Origin of the sequence: Streptomyces sp. NWU339 (assembly GCF_003143855.1) — a bacterium.
In the GTDB taxonomy this organism is placed as follows: Bacteria; Actinomycetota; Actinomycetes; order Streptomycetales; family Streptomycetaceae; genus Streptomyces.
Map to the genome: position 1 here is coordinate 13,384 of NZ_QFRK01000066.1, position 16,750 is coordinate 30,133.

At 69.2% G+C, this 16,750-nt stretch carries 10 protein-coding genes and 4 pseudogenes; 8 read left to right on the forward strand and 6 right to left on the reverse strand.

What is annotated here, in order from left to right:
* Positions 1-552: 552 nt before the first annotated feature.
* Positions 553-813: pseudogene (locus tag DIZ27_RS39320) on the forward strand (IS701 family transposase); the annotation flags it as partial.
* 410 nt (positions 814-1,223) lie between these two features.
* On the opposite strand, the gene DIZ27_RS39325 reads toward DIZ27_RS39320, so the two are convergent.
* Positions 1,224-2,279: an alpha/beta fold hydrolase gene (locus DIZ27_RS39325; protein ID WP_109383150.1), complete on the reverse strand. Its 1,056-nt coding sequence runs from the start codon at positions 2,277-2,279 to the stop codon at positions 1,224-1,226.
* Between the two features lie 310 nt (positions 2,280-2,589).
* On the opposite strand from DIZ27_RS39325, the gene DIZ27_RS46240 reads away from it, so the two are divergent.
* Complete coding sequence (locus tag DIZ27_RS46240) at positions 2,590-2,748, forward strand: hypothetical protein (RefSeq protein WP_181383917.1); 159 nt, start codon at positions 2,590-2,592, stop codon at positions 2,746-2,748.
* Between the two features lie 673 nt (positions 2,749-3,421).
* Complete coding sequence (locus DIZ27_RS39330; RefSeq protein ID WP_109383151.1) at positions 3,422-5,716, forward strand: FUSC family protein; 2,295 nt, start codon at positions 3,422-3,424, stop codon at positions 5,714-5,716.
* A gap of 99 nt (positions 5,717-5,815) precedes the next feature.
* Here the strand turns inward: DIZ27_RS39330 and DIZ27_RS39335 are convergent, their stop codons facing one another.
* Entirely contained in the window at positions 5,816-7,417 is a 1,602-nt protein-coding gene (locus tag DIZ27_RS39335; RefSeq protein WP_109383152.1) for an IS4 family transposase, read from the reverse strand.
* A gap of 296 nt (positions 7,418-7,713) precedes the next feature.
* On the opposite strand from DIZ27_RS39335, the pseudogene DIZ27_RS39340 reads away from it, so the two are divergent.
* Positions 7,714-8,932, forward strand: a pseudogene (locus DIZ27_RS39340) (PP2C family protein-serine/threonine phosphatase).
* A gap of 85 nt (positions 8,933-9,017) precedes the next feature.
* A complete protein-coding gene (locus DIZ27_RS39345) occupies positions 9,018-10,370 on the forward strand; it encodes an ATP-binding protein (RefSeq protein ID WP_258308773.1) in 1,353 nt (450 codons plus the stop codon).
* On the opposite strand, the gene DIZ27_RS39350 is transcribed toward DIZ27_RS39345, so the two are convergent.
* The 3 genes from DIZ27_RS39350 to DIZ27_RS39365 all read right to left on the reverse strand — a co-directional run bounded on the left by DIZ27_RS39350 (position 10,324) and on the right by DIZ27_RS39365 (position 11,960).
* Complete coding sequence (locus DIZ27_RS39350; RefSeq protein ID WP_109383153.1) at positions 10,324-10,815, reverse strand: DUF5994 family protein; 492 nt, start codon at positions 10,813-10,815, stop codon at positions 10,324-10,326. The two genes, DIZ27_RS39345 and DIZ27_RS39350, sit on opposite strands and share 47 nt — an antisense overlap.
* A gap of 73 nt (positions 10,816-10,888) precedes the next feature.
* On the reverse strand, positions 10,889-11,416 hold the full coding sequence (locus DIZ27_RS48580; protein ID WP_309074972.1) for a hypothetical protein: 528 nt from the start codon (positions 11,414-11,416) through the stop codon (positions 10,889-10,891).
* 7 nt (positions 11,417-11,423) lie between these two features.
* A complete protein-coding gene (locus tag DIZ27_RS39365; RefSeq protein WP_109383154.1) occupies positions 11,424-11,960 on the reverse strand; it encodes a DUF5994 family protein in 537 nt (178 codons plus the stop codon).
* Positions 11,961-12,815: 855 nt separating this feature from the next.
* On the opposite strand from DIZ27_RS39365, the pseudogene DIZ27_RS39370 reads away from it, so the two are divergent.
* The 3 genes and pseudogenes from DIZ27_RS39370 to DIZ27_RS39385 all read left to right on the forward strand — a co-directional run.
* Positions 12,816-13,034 (forward strand): annotated as a pseudogene (locus DIZ27_RS39370) (XRE family transcriptional regulator); the annotation flags it as partial.
* A gap of 174 nt (positions 13,035-13,208) precedes the next feature.
* Entirely contained in the window at positions 13,209-14,258 is a 1,050-nt protein-coding gene (locus DIZ27_RS39375; protein WP_258308774.1) for a DUF6292 family protein, read from the forward strand.
* Positions 14,259-14,863: 605 nt separating this feature from the next.
* Complete coding sequence (locus DIZ27_RS39385; protein WP_109383157.1) at positions 14,864-15,298, forward strand: DUF3846 domain-containing protein; 435 nt, start codon at positions 14,864-14,866, stop codon at positions 15,296-15,298.
* 874 nt (positions 15,299-16,172) lie between these two features.
* Here the strand turns inward: DIZ27_RS39385 and DIZ27_RS39390 are convergent.
* Positions 16,173-16,750 (reverse strand): annotated as a pseudogene (locus DIZ27_RS39390) (NADH dehydrogenase subunit D); the annotation flags it as partial.

The following is a 16,750-nucleotide window of genomic DNA, read 5'->3' on the forward strand; positions in this document are numbered from 1 at the left end:
CGACCGCGCGGCGTCAGCGCTGGTGCGCGAACCACCGGCCACCCGCTGAGGCGGGAGCAGGCCGGGCCGGCGCAACTGATCGTGGCGATCAAGCCCAGCAGACCGATTGCTCGTAACGGCCAGGGCCCCGGACCGAGGGCTGCCCTGGAGACGCGCGGTATCGGCTACGTCCTCGCCGGTGCCTGCCCCATACGGGCACGAATCAATGGTCGCCGCGCTCCGATCCGCGCAGACAACCTCGCAGACCGCCTGCCCGACGCGGCCCGGCACCGGCAAAACGCCGGCCCGGGCGTGAAGGGCCCGCGCTACTACGACTGAACCTGGGTCCAGACCGGCTCGGCGGTCACCACCACCTGCTCATCCACCGCAACCGGGCCATCGGCGAACTCGCCTTCCACCTGTGCTGGTCACCCGCCGCGGTGTCCTTCGGCGGCTGGACCAGGAATCCGATCCGGAGCCAGCGCCCGGGTGACTCCCAAACGGTTGTCGAGGTGCTGCTGCCTGATCAGGGTCGCCCGAGACCTGTCCACCACTCGGGGACAGGTCCCGGCGATCGAGGAATGCTTCCAGGCCGCAAAGAATGAATGCGGCCTGGATCAGTATGAGGTCCGCCGCTACGTCGGCTGGATGCGGCACGTCACCCTGGCCATGCTCGCGCACGCCTTTCTCGCGGCCACGGCGGCCCAGGAAGCCGCAAAGGGGGATGCAGAAACGGTTCCACCCTGGTTCCGCTCCCCGTGGCGGAAGTCCGCCGGCTCCTGGCAACTCGCCCCGTACGCCGGTCCTGCCCGTCACTTCGTATCCACGCGGTGAGCTGGTCGCAGTGGCGGCGCAGGCGCCAGGCCGTCGCCCGGCACTGCCACTACAGACGACGGACCCACTCGTTGGAGGGGCGGTCCGGCAAGACCGCTCCTGACACGCCATCAGCTAGCTGCACTCCGGACGACACCCCTGACCAGGCCAGATAGCGAACCGCTGCTGGAGTACTAACCACCAGCCGACCGGCCAGCGACTTCAGCCAAAGCGGAACCCATGGCTGCGAGCGGGCAGGAAGTGAGGGGATTCGCCCGGAAGCGGCTCGGGAGTGGCCGCAGCGAGAAGACACCAGCGTGATCGTCTGGCTGCGCCGGAGAGGCGGGCATGGAACGGAACCATCAAGTCGACTTCGGACGAGGCGAGTTGACGTCGGTCGCAACCCGAGGATCGCAGGTTCGGTGACGCGATCAGAATCCATCGACTTCGACGACGGCCTCTGCGAAGGCCTGTGGAGCCTCCTGCGGAACGTTGTGTCCTACCTTGAGGGTCTGGTGCGCGTATTTACCCGCGAACTTCTTGCGATAGGCCGATCCATTTCCGGGGGGTGTGAACGGATCGCGTTCTCCGTCAATGGTGATCGTCGGCACCTTGATGACCGGGGCCGCAGCGAGACGTTTCTCGATGGCCTCGTACCGGGGCTCGCCCTTGGCCAAGCCAAGCCGCCAGCGATAATTGTCGATCACGATGCTGACGTAATCGGGGTTGTTGAAAGCTGCTGCCGTGCGGTCGAAGGTCGCCTCATCGAAGTTCCATGTCGGAGAGTTGAACTTCCACACCAGCTTGGCCAAATCGTGTCGGTACTCTTTGAGACCCAGTACACCTCTCTCCGTGGCAAAGTAATACTGGTACCACCATGCCCATTCACTCTTCGGTGGCGTCGGCAGCTTGTTGGCTTCGACATTGACGATCAGATAGCCGGTGACAGAGATCAGTGCCTTGCAGCGCTCCGGCCAAAGAGCCGCGATGATGTCGGCCGTTCGTGCCCCCCAGTCGTAGCCGGCGAGGATGGCCCTATCAATCTTGAGAGCGTCCATCAGGGCGATGACGTCGAGAGCGAACGCCGATTGTTGGGCGTTCCTGGGTGTTTTGCTTGAAAGGAATCGCGTTGTGCCATGGCCGCGCAGATAAGGGACGACCACCCTGTACCCCTTCGCTGCGAGCAAGGGCGTGACCGCAACATAGCTGTGAATGTCGTAGGGCCAACCGTGTAGCAGTATGACCGGCCGTCCGTTCGCAGGTCCGGCTTCGACGTACCCCACGTCCAGGTCCCCGGCATTGATCTGCTTCACTGGGCCAAAGGATGCGCCAGCCCCAGGATTGGCTCCGGGAGGCACCACGGGTTTTCCCATGCCGGACTGCGCTTGCGCTTCACCAGGCATGCCGAGCTGGGCCGCCACAGCAGCCGCGGCAGTGGTGCCAAGGAAGTGGCGACGGGTGTGTGCGATTCCCGCGGGTATTTCCATCGGTGAATCTCCTCGTTTGAGGCGGCACTGGCAGGTCGGTGAATGGCGTGACGCAGCGAAAGCGTCGGGAACCGCATTCGCTCGACGTCCGAGTTCGGGGGCGAGGTGTCCCCGCGGACCTTTACTCCGGCGCCTCCTCGTTGTCACCCAACACCTGTCAGAGTGACGGCGCAACAGTGGCGAGCCATACGCTGCTCCGCCAGAGTGATTCAGCGCTCCGATACGTTTTCCGCGGGGTGGTCACGCTGATCGGCATGACTTGATTGCATTCGGTCGATGCCAGTACTGACCAGCCGTCTCGGCCTGTTGGATGACCTCATCGAACACAGCAGCCGCCCCGCTCGGCTCCCTCCAAGCGAATTCCATCACCACCGGCCTCGGTCTGCTCGTACTGGACGTGCTCGCCGACCAGTGGCCCGCTCCGCACATCCACTTCGGCGACGTCCTCCTCGCCAGCAGCATGCTCTGAGCCTCGACGCCGCGATGGCATCGCGCGCTGCACGCCGAACCGGGCACGCGCCGCAGCGACTACCCGCCGCCCTCTTCCCAGCGCGTTCCTCGCCCTCGACTTTGCGGCAAATCGTGATCATGCAGGTCAACGCCTTGCGTGATCCGACACGGCGAGTCGGCTCCGAGGTAGGATTCATACCTTAATGCTGCGACTTGCGCCCTATGTGATGAGTCGACAACGGTTCATGATCGCGATTCGCCGCAAAGTCGAGATCACCGACCGCCGGACACACCAGCCGTGGTGCACGACCAAGACGACCCCGGCGTTCAGCGACATGATCGTCAAACTCCACCGGACGATCATCACCGACCGCCACATTCGCAACCCCGCAGGTCAACCCAGCCGCGAGGAAATCGCGGCGGTCATCCGCGCATGGGAAGCCGCAGCGGCACAGAGCACCCCGCACCAAGATCACGACCCGCTACAAGGTCGAGCAGATGACCGACAACGGCACCCGTCTCCTGTACGACTCTGCCGCCGGCGCCCTGTCCGTCCATCAAGACGGACACTCCGTGGCCACTGCCCGTGGCGTCGCCCCGAGGTCCTCGCCCTACTGCGGCACACCGCGGCTCAGGATGGGTGGAAGCCACTGCTTGGTCGCCGTGCCACCACCTCACCGAGGCGGATTGCGATGATTCAGATGCGTCAGTTCACCGCGTGGTTGCGCCGCCGGGATCCGGGCCTCGCCGCCATGCGGCGGGCGGCCAGGACCGCGGTGGTGATGCCGTCCCTCTTCGCGCTGTGCACCCAGGTCTTCCACGCGCCGGTCATGGGCACCTTCGCCGCGTTCGGCGCGTTCGCAATGCTCTTGCTGGTCGAATACACCGGCCCCGTGGTGCAGCGGCTGCGCGCGCATGCGGCGCTCGGCGCGGCCTGGCTGGTGCTGGTCTCACTGGGCACCCTCGCGTCGCGGTCGGTCTGGATCGCGACTGCTGCGACGCTGGTGGTGGGCTTCGTCGTGCTCTTCTCGGGCGTGGTCAGCTCGGTCCTGGCCGGCGCCACGACGTCGCTGCTGTTGGCGTTCATCCTGCCGGTGTCTTCGCCCGCTCCCCTGGCCCAGCTGCCCGACCGGCTGRTCGGCGTGGTGCTGGCGGCCGGGACGTCCCTGATCGCGGTCTGGCTGTTGTGGGCGAGGACGCAGGCCGATCCGCTCAGCGCGCCGGCGGCCCGGGTCTGCCGAGCCGCGGCGGTGCAGTTGCGCACCGATGCGGACTACTTCACGGGCCGTGCCGCCGGCCCCGCCCTCGGGGAGTGCCGTGCCTGCGCCCAGGAGACCAGGTCGAGCACCCAGAAGCTGCGGCAGGCGTTCACCGCCACCCCCTACCGGCCCACCAGCCTGTCCACCGGRTCCCGGGCACTGGCCCGCCTGATCGACGAGCTGACCTGGCTGAGCGCGATCCTCGTGGAGGCCGCCCCCGCCGTCGAGGACGGTTCGACGGGTGCCCGGCAGTCCTCAGTGGTGCGCAGGGCCGCTGCCGCCGTACTGGAACCGGCGGCGGAGATGCTCGATGATCCGCGCCTCACGCCGGACCGCCTGCGCGCCGGGACGGAGGAGCTCCGTCAGGCAATGACCGGGCTGGAGGACGGGGCGGTCGACCGGCTGCCGATGCCGGACGGCGGCTCCGGCGACGGGCGTGGCCTGGACACCTTGGTCGACAGCCTCGACGTCACCTTCCGGGCTCAGGAGGTGGCCTTCGTCGTCCTGCAGATCGCCCGGAACGTCGACATCGCCCGGACCGCCGATCACCGCGGCTGGCCGGACCGCCTGCTCGGCCGCGAGCCCGGATCCCCGACCGGTCGCCTGACCAGCGCCACGGAACGCGCCGCCGCACATGTCGAGCCGCACTCCGTATGGCTGCACAACAGCATCCGCGGCGCCATCGGCCTGGGCATCGGCATCGCGCTGGCCGACGTGACCGGCGTCCAGCACGGCTTCTGGATCACGCTGGGCATCCTGTCGGTGCTGCGTTCCAACGCTCTCAGCACCGGGCAGAACGTCTTCCGCGCCCTCGGCGGCACCCTGGTCGGCTCGGTCCTGGGCGCCGGTCTGCTCCAGCTCGTCGGAGACCACACGACCGTGCTGTGGATCCTGCTGCCCGTCGCGGTGATGGCCGCGGGCGTCGTCCCGGCCGCGATCTCGTTCGCCGCCGGGCAGGCGGCCTTCACGCTTGCCCTGGTGATCCTGTTCGACACCGCCCAGCCGGCGGGCCTGTCGGTCGTCCTGTTCCGTGTCGAGGACATCGCGCTCGGCTGTGCGGTGAGCCTGGTCGTCGGCCTGCTCTTCTGGCCGCGCGGCGCGTCCGCCGCCCTCGCCAGGACGTTGGCGGAGGCGTATGTCGACAGCGCGCGCTATGTGCTCGGGGCGGTGGGCTATGCGGTGTCCTGCTGTACTTTCAGGCCCGAAACCATCGAGCGCCCGCAGGAGGGCCGCCGGGCGGCGGCCGCGGCGCGCCGACTGGACGACGCCTTCAGGACCTACCTGGCCGAGCGCGGAGCAAAGAACGTCTCGTTGTGCGAGACGACGACTCTGATCACCGGTGTCGTAGGGCTCCGGCTGGCCGCCGACGCGGTCCTGGAGCTGTGGCGGCGGGCCCCGGGCGGCCGACCGCTCGAGGACCGTGCCGCCGCGCAGAGGGAGCTGCTGGTCATGGCGGAACGGGTCTTCCGGTGGTACGAGAGTCTGGCCGAGGGGCTGGAGGGCSAAGGGCCGGTGCCGGAGCCGCTGGAGTCCGACCGGGAGCGCAACGCCCGGCTGGTCGAGGCGGTCCGCCGGGACCTGCGTGATGCGGACGGGCGGGCGGCGGGGACCGGCATCCGCATCATCTGGACCGGCGACCATCTGGAGGCAGTGCGGCGGCTCCAGTCGCCCATCGCGGCGGCAGCCGGTCACGCCGACGCGCGCGTTGCCGTGATGGGATCAGTTTGACTCCGCAGGTGCCGGCAACCCACTCAGTCGCGCTTGGCCAGGGCCTGACGGGCGGAGTGGGGGCCTTGACCCAAGGCCGGGTAGTTAGCGATCTTCATGTCACTGCAAGGGAGTTGGTGACCAAGGTGTGGCGGTGTAGAGGCCGGGGCCGATCTTGTGGATGAGTCCGCTCTCGGCCCATCTGGAGAGTTGCCTGTACATGGTGTCCAGGGTGACGTCGCCGAAGTGAGCCGCGATGTCGCGGGGTCTCCACAGGCGGGTGGGGTCTTCTTCGAGCAGGGCCAGGATTCGGTGTCTGCGGCGCTCGGCGGGGGCGGCATGCCGGTCGTCCCGGGAGGCGGTGGGCAGCGCGGGCCGCGGTTCTGAAGGTTCGAGGACACTGACGTCGAGGCTGGTGACGGTGCGGCTGTGATCGGGTCTGCCGTCATTGTGTCGTTCGTTGTACCGGGAGATCGGTGATTTGACCTTGCGGGTGCTCACGCGGGGGCGACGGGACGGCAGGAGTGCGGCCAGGACGCGGCGTCCGATGGTGCCGACTGGGTCGGTGGCGTCCACGATGACGCCGGCGGCCTGGATTACCTGGTCACGGGCGGTCTGGAGGGCGATGGTGAAGCCGCAGCGGTCCGGGTCGGTGCCGGGGCGGGACTCGGCGGCATCGACCATCGCCGTGCGCAGGAGTTGGTAGAGCGCCAGCAGCGACCACATCTCCTGCTCGACGCCGACCGGGTCGCCCGAGCGCAGCACCCGCCCGTCCATGATCGTGTGGCGGAGCGCGTAGTACGTCGATTCGTGCTCCCACCGCTGGTGATACAGGCTGACCAGGGCGGCAGCCGGATAGCGGCGAGCGTCACTCAACGTAGTGGCCAGCCGGTAGGCGCCGGTGAATACCGTGCCGTCGGCGCAGGTCACGGTGATCTGCGCGTCGATGATCCGCACCGGGCTGGTGCCGATCATCGACAGGTAGGAGCCATCGGTCAGGCGGACGAGAACGGGGGTGCGCCGATTGCTGCGCAGCCGGCCCAGGGCCTGCGCGCCGGTGGCGGTCACCTGGGCGAGGAAGTCGTTGCCGTCGAAGCCCTTGTCCCACAAAACCAGCATGTCTGACGTCAGCAGGTGCAGCAGGCGCCGGGCATAGCCTGTCTCGCCCTCGCTGGTGGGGCCGAAGACCGCGCCGATCAGAGCCCTGGTTCCGGTCTCGACCAGCGTCATCAGCTCCACGAGGGGGTATCCGCCATGGCCCGGAGAGCCGAGCCAGGCTCGGTTGCGGTCGGTGTCCGGGACCCTGATCGAACTGCAGCCGTCGAAGGAGACCGTGCGATACCCACCGAACCGCACCCCGGGCGTCCCCGGCTGAGCCAACGGCCCCAACAACACCTCACACAGCCCGCGCATGGGCGCGCTGCCGACCCTGCGCCGCAGGTCACGCAGGGCCTTCGCGGTCGGCTCGGCGACCGGCACGCCGACCAGCCCCGCCGTCAGCTTCTGCCACACCAGCCGATAGCCGATCTCCGGGAACAGGCACATCGCCAACAGGAAGTACACACCGACCCGTGAAGGCAGGTCTCGCAACCGACGCTGCACTGTGCGGGTTTCTTCGAGAATCGCATCGACGAGTTCGAACGGCACGACCCGGGTCAGCTCACCGAGATGACCCGGGGCAAATTGCCCCGCGGCCACCGTGAACACGCGGGAGACGGTCATCAGACCAGGCGGCAGGGCACAATGGCGTACAGGCAACGGAGCTCCACAGGCAGCAGACAGTCTTGGCGGACTACCTGCTTCAACGGGGCTCCGTTGCTCACGTTCCCCTCTGGTACCCGAGTCACGTCAAGCGGCTTGCCACCAGCGCAAATCCGTTAACTACCCGGCCTTGGAGCAATGGCCCGACTGGATCGGGCGGCAGTTGCACGCTGCTCCGGTCGGTCAGGCTGCGTCGGGAGTTCGTGTGCACAGTTTCTTCGTGAGGAGCCATCAGAGCGTCCACCGTGGCCACGGCGATGACGGGCGGTGAACGGCAGGGCAGTGGAGGAGGCACGGACCGGTCGGAGGGGTTCGGTGAGGAGCTTCTGGGGGCTCTGCTGGACCGGGGGCACGAATTGCCGCCGCATCTGCTCGGTCCGCTCGTCGCGCAGCAAGTGTGCAGGCTCGGCGGCCGCGAGACCTCGGTCCTCTTGCAGGACTACGGTCAGGTGTGGCTTGTGCCCCTGCCGGGCGACGGGCTGGCAGCGGGGGACCCGCAGCCGATCGACGGCTCCGATGCCGGTCGCGCCTTTCAGGAGGCGCACCCTGTCGAAGTGCCTCAGGCCGATGGTGTACGGGTCTACCTGCCTCTGCTGGACGGCGGCGACCAGATGGGCATCCTGGCCGTCACTCTGAACGGGATCGACGACGCCGACCGACGGCTGCTGCGCAGGATCGCCGCTCTCGTGGCCGACATGCTGGTGACCAAGCACGGGTACACCGATCTGTTCTTCCGGGTCCGGTGCAGAGAACCGATGAGTGTGGCGGCGGAGATCCAGTGGTCGCTGCTGCCGCCGCTGGCGATGTCCACGCCTCGGGTCATGCTGGCCGGGATGCTGGAGCCCGCCTACGACGTAGCCGGCGACAGCTTCGACTACGCCCTCAACGGCGACGTGCTGCATGTGGCCATGATCGACGCGATGGGCCACGGCCTGGACGCCGCCACGATGGCCACGGTGGCCATCGGTGCCTACCGGCATGCCCGGCGGATCAGCGTCGGCCTGGCGGAGATCTACGCGTTCATGGACCGGGCCGTCGCCGAGCAGTTCGGCCCCGACCACTTCGTGACCGCTCAGATGATGTGGCTCGACACGGCTACGGGGCGTCTTCAGTGGGTCAACGCGGGACATCCGGCCCCCCCTGCTGATCCGCGGACACCGTGTTGTCCGGCGGCTCCATGGCCCGACGACGCTCCCTGTCGGCTTCGGAGGTCACGAGCCCCGGATCAGTGAACTGGCCCTCGCCCCCGGAGACCGGATCATGTGCTTCACCGACGGGTTGATCGAGGAACACGATGTCGGTGGTGAGGAATTCGGTGAGGAACAGTTCATAGGCTGGGTGGACCGCATCGAACGTACGACGTACGAGATCCGAGCCGTGGCCCGTTCCCTCTCCCACACGCTCAAACGGGCGCGGGGCGGGATCACGACGGACGACGCGACGCTTCTACTGATCGAGTGGCGCGGCGCCGGCTGATCGGACTCGCGGTTGGCGCCTGTCTCGCGCATCCTTTCGTGCATCGGCTGATGATGGAAGTACGGCCGAACACGCGGAGCTGATGATGACGGGGTGGCATGTCAGGGACTACTCCCAGGACGATCTCGAAACGGTGATCCGCGTCGATGCGGAGAGCAGCACGGCCGAAGAGCCCCCTCCCTTCCCGCTCTCGGACGCCGTGGCGGCCCTTCAAGCCCTCCACCCGGCGGTGGTGGCCACGGCGGACGAGGTGGTGATCGGCGCCGCGGTGAGCAGAGTGGACGGCGACCGGGCATGGATCCTGCGCATCTGCATGGCACCTGCCTGGCGGCAACAAGGGCTGGGCAGTGCCCTCATCACAGCCCTGGAGCACCGGCTGTTCGCCGGTGGCGTCCGCGCGGTGCACGCGGTCCTGCCCGAGGGCGAGACCGGTGCCGCCGCTCTGCACAACTGCGGCTTCGGCGCCCGCTCGGGCCTGGTCGTCTTCGAGAAGCGCGGGCCGGTGACTCCGCAGGCGGTCAGCATGCTCTCCTCGCTCGGGGCGGAGCTGCCGCCCGGGGGACTGTGGCAGAAGGTCGCGGGCATGCACAGGGAGAAGCAACTCATCGAGCGCCGCCTGGTCCTGCCACTGGCCCACCCCGAACTGGCCGCCCAGCACGGTGTGGAACTGCCGCGAGCGGTGATGCTGTTCGGTCCGCCCGGGACCGGCAAGAGCACGTTCGCGCACGCGATCGCCGGCCGCCTGGGCTGGCCCTTCCTCGAACTGTTCCCCGCACGTCTGGCCGCCGAGTACGGGCTGGCGAGCGGGCTGAGCCGGCGCTTCGACGAGATCGCCCAGCTCGACCACGTCCTGGTCTTCATCGACGAGGTCGAGGAGGTCGCCGGGACACGCAGCGGTGCGGACGCGACCGCGGTCGGCGTCGTCAACGAGCTGCTCAAGGCGATCGTCCGGTTCCGGAACCAGGACGGGCGGCTGCTCGTCTGCGCCACGAACAACGTGACCACCCTCGACCCGGCCTTCCTGCGGCACGGTCGCTTCGACTACGTGCTGCCCCTCGGCCCTCCCGACCACAGCGCCAGGACCGCACTGTGGGAGAGCTACCTGGCCCGAGCGGGCGCCCAGGCCGACAGCGCGGCGCTCGCGTCCGCCAGCGAGGGGTTCACCCCCGCCGACATCGCCCACGTGGCGGTACTGTCTCCCAGGCCCAGTTCGAGCGCACCTTCGACACCGGAACCCGGACCCTGCCCACCACGGACGACTACCTGGCCACGATCCGCGACACCCAGCCCACGGTCAGCAGCGTCATGGCCCAGGAGTTCGCCGAGCAGACCGAGGAGTTCGCCCGTATCTAGCGTCCTGGCCTCCGGAGATCCGGTCTGCGACGGAGGCGTCAGTTCGGCGGAGACGGCGTGTCGCTGCCGGCGTCGATGTCGATGAGGATCTGTTCGGCCCCGGTGACGTTGTCGGCCCGGACGGCCCTGGCCATCGCGGCGCGTGCCGCGTCAGGCATCGTGTCCGGCGGAACCACCAGCAGAGAGAAATAGTCCCGGTCGCCTCGGGTGATGAGGACGGTGTCGTCACCGACCGGGAAGGAGTCGATGTGCACGACTCGGCCGTCGATCACCAGCCGTGTCGGCAGTTCGTCCCAGGCACTGGCGTCCAGACCGACGCGGGTGACAGGTCCGAGATGCCCGGTCAACGCGGTGATCAGCGAGGGCAGCTCGGCACCGATGTCCCGGGACCGCGGCCACCAGGCACCGTCCAGGATTCCCTCACGCGCGTGTGTCGTCTCCAGCCTCAGCAGGGCCGTCCCGGGTCTTACCGACTGGTGGACGGCGTCCGGCAGCAACCTGGGAGTGTCGGGGGTGTCGGAGTCGGTCATGGTGTCCGCCCGCCCTTCATATGCCGTATGCCGGTCGCACGCGCTGCGGCCGCACGGTCTCTGTGGACGCGGCTCAGCCACGTTCTTCCTCTTCTGTCTCCATCTGCCGGATCCCCTGGTGCGTCGGCGTGATCCTCGCGGGCGTGTCACCCCTCCCCCAGTCGACGACGACCCGGCCCTCGCTCGCCAGATACGTACAGGCAGCGGCCAGATCCCGCTCAGAGATGCCGAGGTCGGTGCGGAGCTTCGCCCCGTCGACGCCCAGGAGGCGATTGCCCTCGGCGGCTTGGTACAGAGCCCGCATGATCTTCTCGCGGCGCATCTTCCGCTCGCGCAGTATCGCCATGACGCGCCGTCCTCTACCGCCATCGGTCGGGCCGAAGTCGATGTCATCCGCGGTCGCTGTCGCGGTGGGGCGTGTCGGGGCGGTCGCGTTCACCGTCGGCCGGCGGTGCCTCCGGGTCCGGCGGCCGATCCCCGGCAGAGCATCGCTGTAGCGGAAGGCAGCGATCCGTTCGTCGTGCTGAGCGTTGAGCCGGTGGATCAGGGCGGCTCCGATGGCGATCAGGACGAGCAGCGCGGCCACGGCGGTGACCGTCATGGTCCGCTCACCTGCGTTGGCCGGCGGGCGAACGCCCTGTCGAGCCGATGGGCCGGGGCGGGGAGGACGGCGGGCCTGCCCCGCCGTCGGTCTCCCACGCTTCTTCCCTGCTTCGGGCATCGATCCTGTCTGCTGCTTCCTCCCGGTCCGGGGCATCGATGCCGTCACCCGCCATCAGCCGTGCGGCGGCATCCACACCGGTTTCCGGCGGAATCACCAGCACGTCCCGGCGGCCCCTGGTGGAGAAGAGGGTCAGCCGGTGCGGATCCTGCTCCTCGGTGGACCAGCCCACCTGCACGGTGCGCCCGGCGACGGACACCCACCTCGGGATGACGGGCCAGTGGTCCGGGTTCACCGTGACCCCTGTGATGCGGCCCCAGAGGTCGCCCAGGGCGGCTGTCAAGGCCGGCAGCTCACGGGTGAGGGCACGGGAGCGAGGCCACCACATGCCGTCCAGCCCGCCCGGCGCGGGCGTCAGGCACAGGCGAGCCGGCAGCGACGGTGCGCGCCTGCTCGATGCCGTACGGTCGATGATCACGGTCATGGCGCGGACCTGCCCCCGGGCTCGTGGGGCGGCCCGGCGTTGTCGATCGCCGGAAACGGCACCCACAGCGGAGCCGGTGCGCGAAGAACTCCCGGTGTTTTCACACTACTCCGCTCGCCGGCCCGAAAGGCTGCGGATGACCAGGTACTTTCCTGCCTCGGGACCTGGCCCCCGGCGCCCAGTGGCGAGTCGGGACAAAGTCAGTCCTTGCGCTCAGCATGCCCTTGAGAGCGGTTGACCAGGGGTAACGGAGGTGCGCTCCGGCCCCCAGCGGTCCGGCATCAGCCACGTCTGCCCCCGGACGGGACAGCAGTCCGCACACAGTCCGCAGGACACCGATCCGGCCCGTTACCAGGAGACCACGAAGGCTGCCGCGCACAGGGCCTGGACGAGCCAGCGAGGGCCGCTTCCCCGGACCATGGGGTAGCGGCCCTCGCAGCGTTTCTGACACGAAGTCAGAGAAGTGGCCGGGCGGTGCACACCCGGTGCACAAGGGGCCGGAAAGCAGACGGCAACAGCGAGAACTGCTGAGAAGAGTTTCCGCAGGTCACAGCATGTTTACAGGACTTCCGCCCAGGTCGCCCAACCCCGCTTCTCAGACGTCACTCAATGATCACGAACTTGTGCACCCTAGTACTCCAGTACGAGCGTGTGATCAGTTCCGCAGGTTCGTTAGCGGCCCGCCGTCTGTAAATGGCTGCGCCGGGCTGGTTCCCGGTGGCGTCCGCGCCGGTCGGGCCAGGGCGGCAGTGATGATCTGTGGGTTTTTGTCGTTGGTGGTTCGGCGTTGTGACGTCAGTGGGTAAATAGCGGGTTTCCTGCTGTTCAGGGGTGTCGTGGGTGGCCGCGCCCTGCACCACCGACGACGCCCGGATCCGCCACCTCACCCTCGCCCTGCCCCCGCAGCACGCGGCCCGCCTCTTCGCCGCCCAGGATCGCGGTGCCGTCGAACGGCAGCTACGTGACCTGGCGGCCGAAGCGCTCGGCGAGGTCTACTTCCGCGACGGGGGCCGCCGCGCGACCGGCCTGGAGGTGCAGTTCACGGACGTCGAGCACGTGGAGTTCGACCTGTAGCGGGGACGAGCAGGACGTCCGGGCCCGTCAGCGAAGTGGCCGGCCCCCTCAGTCCGCCTACAGGCGGGTGGCACGGGTGCCGGCCGACCCAAGACACCGCCCAAGGGGCGCGTGCTCGGAGGGCAGCTTATCCCGACACCCCCGGACGGTAGTAAAATCCATACTGTTTTCTTGATGAGCTTCCGGTGGTTCGCCGGATTGTGGGAGGACCAAATGATCCGTGCCGGACGCCGGCACCTGGTGCGCACCCTCGCCGACATCGCCGCGCAGCAGGGCATCGCCGTGCAGACCCTGCTGAATTCCGGGCGGCACCTGGCGGAGGGGTTCCCCGCCCCGCTGAACGCGGGCCGGACCCGGCTCTACGACGGCGAGCAGGTCGACGCGCATCTCGCCGGCCGCCCTGTCCCTGCGCTGCCGACCACGGACGACGACGAAGACCTCCTGGACCGTCAGGAAGCCGCTGCGCTGCGCGGGATGCCCCCGCAAGCGTGGGACCGCCGCAAGAAGGACCCGGCCGTGAGTAAGCATTTGGTGCTCGCGGGCGGAGTCGAGCACTGGCCTCGCCGCGTCGTACGGGACCACACCCCCACGCCCCGCCGCCCCACCGGCAGCAGCGGCGGGGGCCGGCCCACCGGCGCCGGGGACCAGGTCCCCCGCGACCAGCTTCCCGCGCGCGTCGCGCAGCTCCTGGACCAGGACCCCGCCCTCACCGCGGCCGGCGTCACCGACAGCCTGGGCGTGCACCGCAACACGGCGCAGGCCGCGCTGACCCAGTGCCGCGCGGACCGGATGGCCGACGTCATAGAGCAGCACGGGGTGACGGCCGCACAGGCCGCCGCCGCACTCGGCTACCCGGCCGGCCAGACCCGCCGCGCAGGCGTACGCGCCGCGGCCATCCTGCGCGGCCGCCAGGCACGCCCGTACCTCGCCGCCGTCGCCCACGCCCTGCACGCACGCGGCTGGATGGCCACCGCCACCCCGCCGACCGTCCAGCACCCCGAGGACGACGTCTGCGTCGCCGCGCTCACCCTGGACGCCCCCGCGGCGCCGGCCCCCGCCCTGGTGTGGTCCGAGCGGCACGGCTGGCGCACCGCGACCTCCCGCCGCCACCCGCTCGGCCGAGGCGCAGCCTGGCCCCCGCCCGGCCCCGGTGTACGCCACCTCGCCACCGGCGCGATGCCCGCCCCCGCCGACCTCGTGAACGCCCTCGACAGCACCGGCTGACCCTTACCTCCACGCGCCGTTCCCGGGCCCCAGGAGCGTCCTGGGGCCCAGGGCGTGTCTGCTGGCGAGCACCGGCCAGCCCGAAGGGCGTCAGAGCACGGCGTAGCAGCGCAGCGGGGCGCAGCACGGGACACCCAGGAAGGACCTTCCCAGTTAGGGGCGGCGGCCGGGGCCCGGCCGCCGCCCCGCCGGGGGCGTGTCCGGGGCGCTGCGCACCCCGGACCGCGCGCTGCGCGCGCTCACGCCCGGGTGGGGCCAGGACGCCGGGCCGCTGCGCGCCCGGACGCGTGCTGCGCACGCTCGCCCTGCCCCCTACCCCCGCCGGGCCCGCTGCGCGGTCCTACGGCGGGCCCGCCCGGTCCCGGGGCAGCCGCTTCGCGCTGTCCCGCCGCCTGCGGCGGCCGGACAGGCAGGATCCGCACCGCTGCGCGGTGCGGATCGGCGGCACGGAGGCCGGGCCCCGGCCGCCGCTCCACATGGGTTGACCTGCGAAAACGCGGCGAAAACCATCGCGACGGTAGCTAAATTGCGATACACTTTTCTTGTTGGTCGGTAGTGGCAGTCGACCAACACCCAAGATCACCACGCCCTGAAAGGGGACACCCATGTCCGCAGCATGCTTCGCGCTCGTCCTCCGCCCTGACGCCTCGTTCCAGGCCATCGAATGGCCCGCCGACTCCGCCGCCGGCCTCCGCAGCCTTTACACCGAAGTCGACTGCACCAACATCGCCGTGGTCGACCTCTCGCCCAAGGTCTCGATGTGGCTGGACGACGAGGGAATCCTCAACGGATCCCCCGTCAACAAGTGGGCCACGACGCTCTACGCCGCAACCGCGCCCGTCCACCAGAACTACTGGCTCTGTACGTGTCGAAAAGCAGCGTTTCTACAGCAGTTCGGGAGGCACTGTGGCGGCCGGCGCCGCGCCGTTGTTCACGACGATGGACAGCACCACCCATCGCAGGTAAGGCGCTCCGCCGTCTGTGTGGCCATCGGCGCCCACGTGGCCAGGGACAAAAGCGCTGGCTACGGGGTCAGGTGATCGATGGGACAGCGTCGACGCCGTCACGCGGGCCACGGCGGCGTACTGCCTCCCGTTCTCGTCGACATCGACATCCCAGCGCGGCGGGTGCCTCCCGCGGTCGTGAACAACTGCTGTCGTGAGCCGTCGATAAAGCCACGGGGAGCGGACACGAGCGGTTCCCACGTTCACTGCTGTTCGGTTGACGGGTTAGGCACCCGGCTCTGCCCCTGCGGCCTCGCCACGACTACGCCGTAGACCTTCGTCGTGGCCTCCCGGCCCAAGCTGCCAATACCGGACCGGGAGTTCACCGCCCTTCCAGGCGGTTGCGCACCGCTGACCAGCCCATATCCACCGGATTGGAGCTGGCAAGAACTCAAGAGGCGTAACAACACCGGTTCCTCGCGTGTACCTTCCCGTCTCGCTCACCGGGCCCGACCCATCCGGCAGTGCTGGGCCGACCCGACTTCGTCGAGGCTGCTCTCGCCCTTCCCGGCGATCCCCGGTTCAGGCTGCCTCCAGCTTCACCCCACCGCTACGACGGCGAGACGACGGCGGTCTTCCACCTCCGTCCGAAACAACAGCGCCTCGTGGCGCACTGACAGCCTTCTTACCGGCACCCCACGTCGTCCGGGGCCCTCGGGCTGTCCGGACAACGGTGTCCTTCGCGCCGTCCCCGCCGGAGTGGATCAAGGCCAGGACCTGGAACTTCTTGATGCCCGCGTGGCGGGCGTCCTTGACCAGCTGCTGGATGGCGGAGTCGACGGGGCCGTGGTGGCGTCCGGAGTGTTCGGGGGTGGTCATTTCGGTACCGGGAAGAGGGATTCCCGGGGACCGCCCGGGCCGGCCAGAGCGTCGCCCCGGTGGTGGGCGGCCGATGTGGGACGGATTTCGTTCACCGGTCCACGCCTCCCATCACCGGGTCGATGCTCGCCACGGCGACGATGACGTCCGCGACCTGCCCGCCCTCGCACATCGCGGCCATCGTCTGCAGGTTGGTGAAGCTCGGGTCGCGGAAGTGCACCCGGTACGGCCGGGTACCGCCGTCGGAGACGACGTGCACACCCAGCTCGCCCCTGGGGGACTCGACCGCCACGTACGCCTGCCCGGGCGGCACCCGGAACCCCTCCGTCACCAGCTTGAAGTGGTAGATCAGCGCCTCCATCGACTCGCCCATGATCTTGCGGATGTGGTCGAGCGAGTTGCCCAGCCCGTCCGCGCCGAGCGACAGCTGCGCCGGCCACGCGATCTTCTTGTCCGCGACCATCACCGCACCGCCGCCGCCCGCCAGCTGCTCCAGGCACTGCTCGACGATCCGCAGCGACTGCTCCATCTCGCGCAGACGGATCAGGAAGCGCCCGTAGGAGTCGCAGCTGTCGGCGGTCTCGATCTCGAAGTCGTACTGCTCGTAACCGCAGTAGGGCTGCGACTTGCGCAGGTCGTGCGGCAGGCCGGTGGCGCACAGGATCGGCC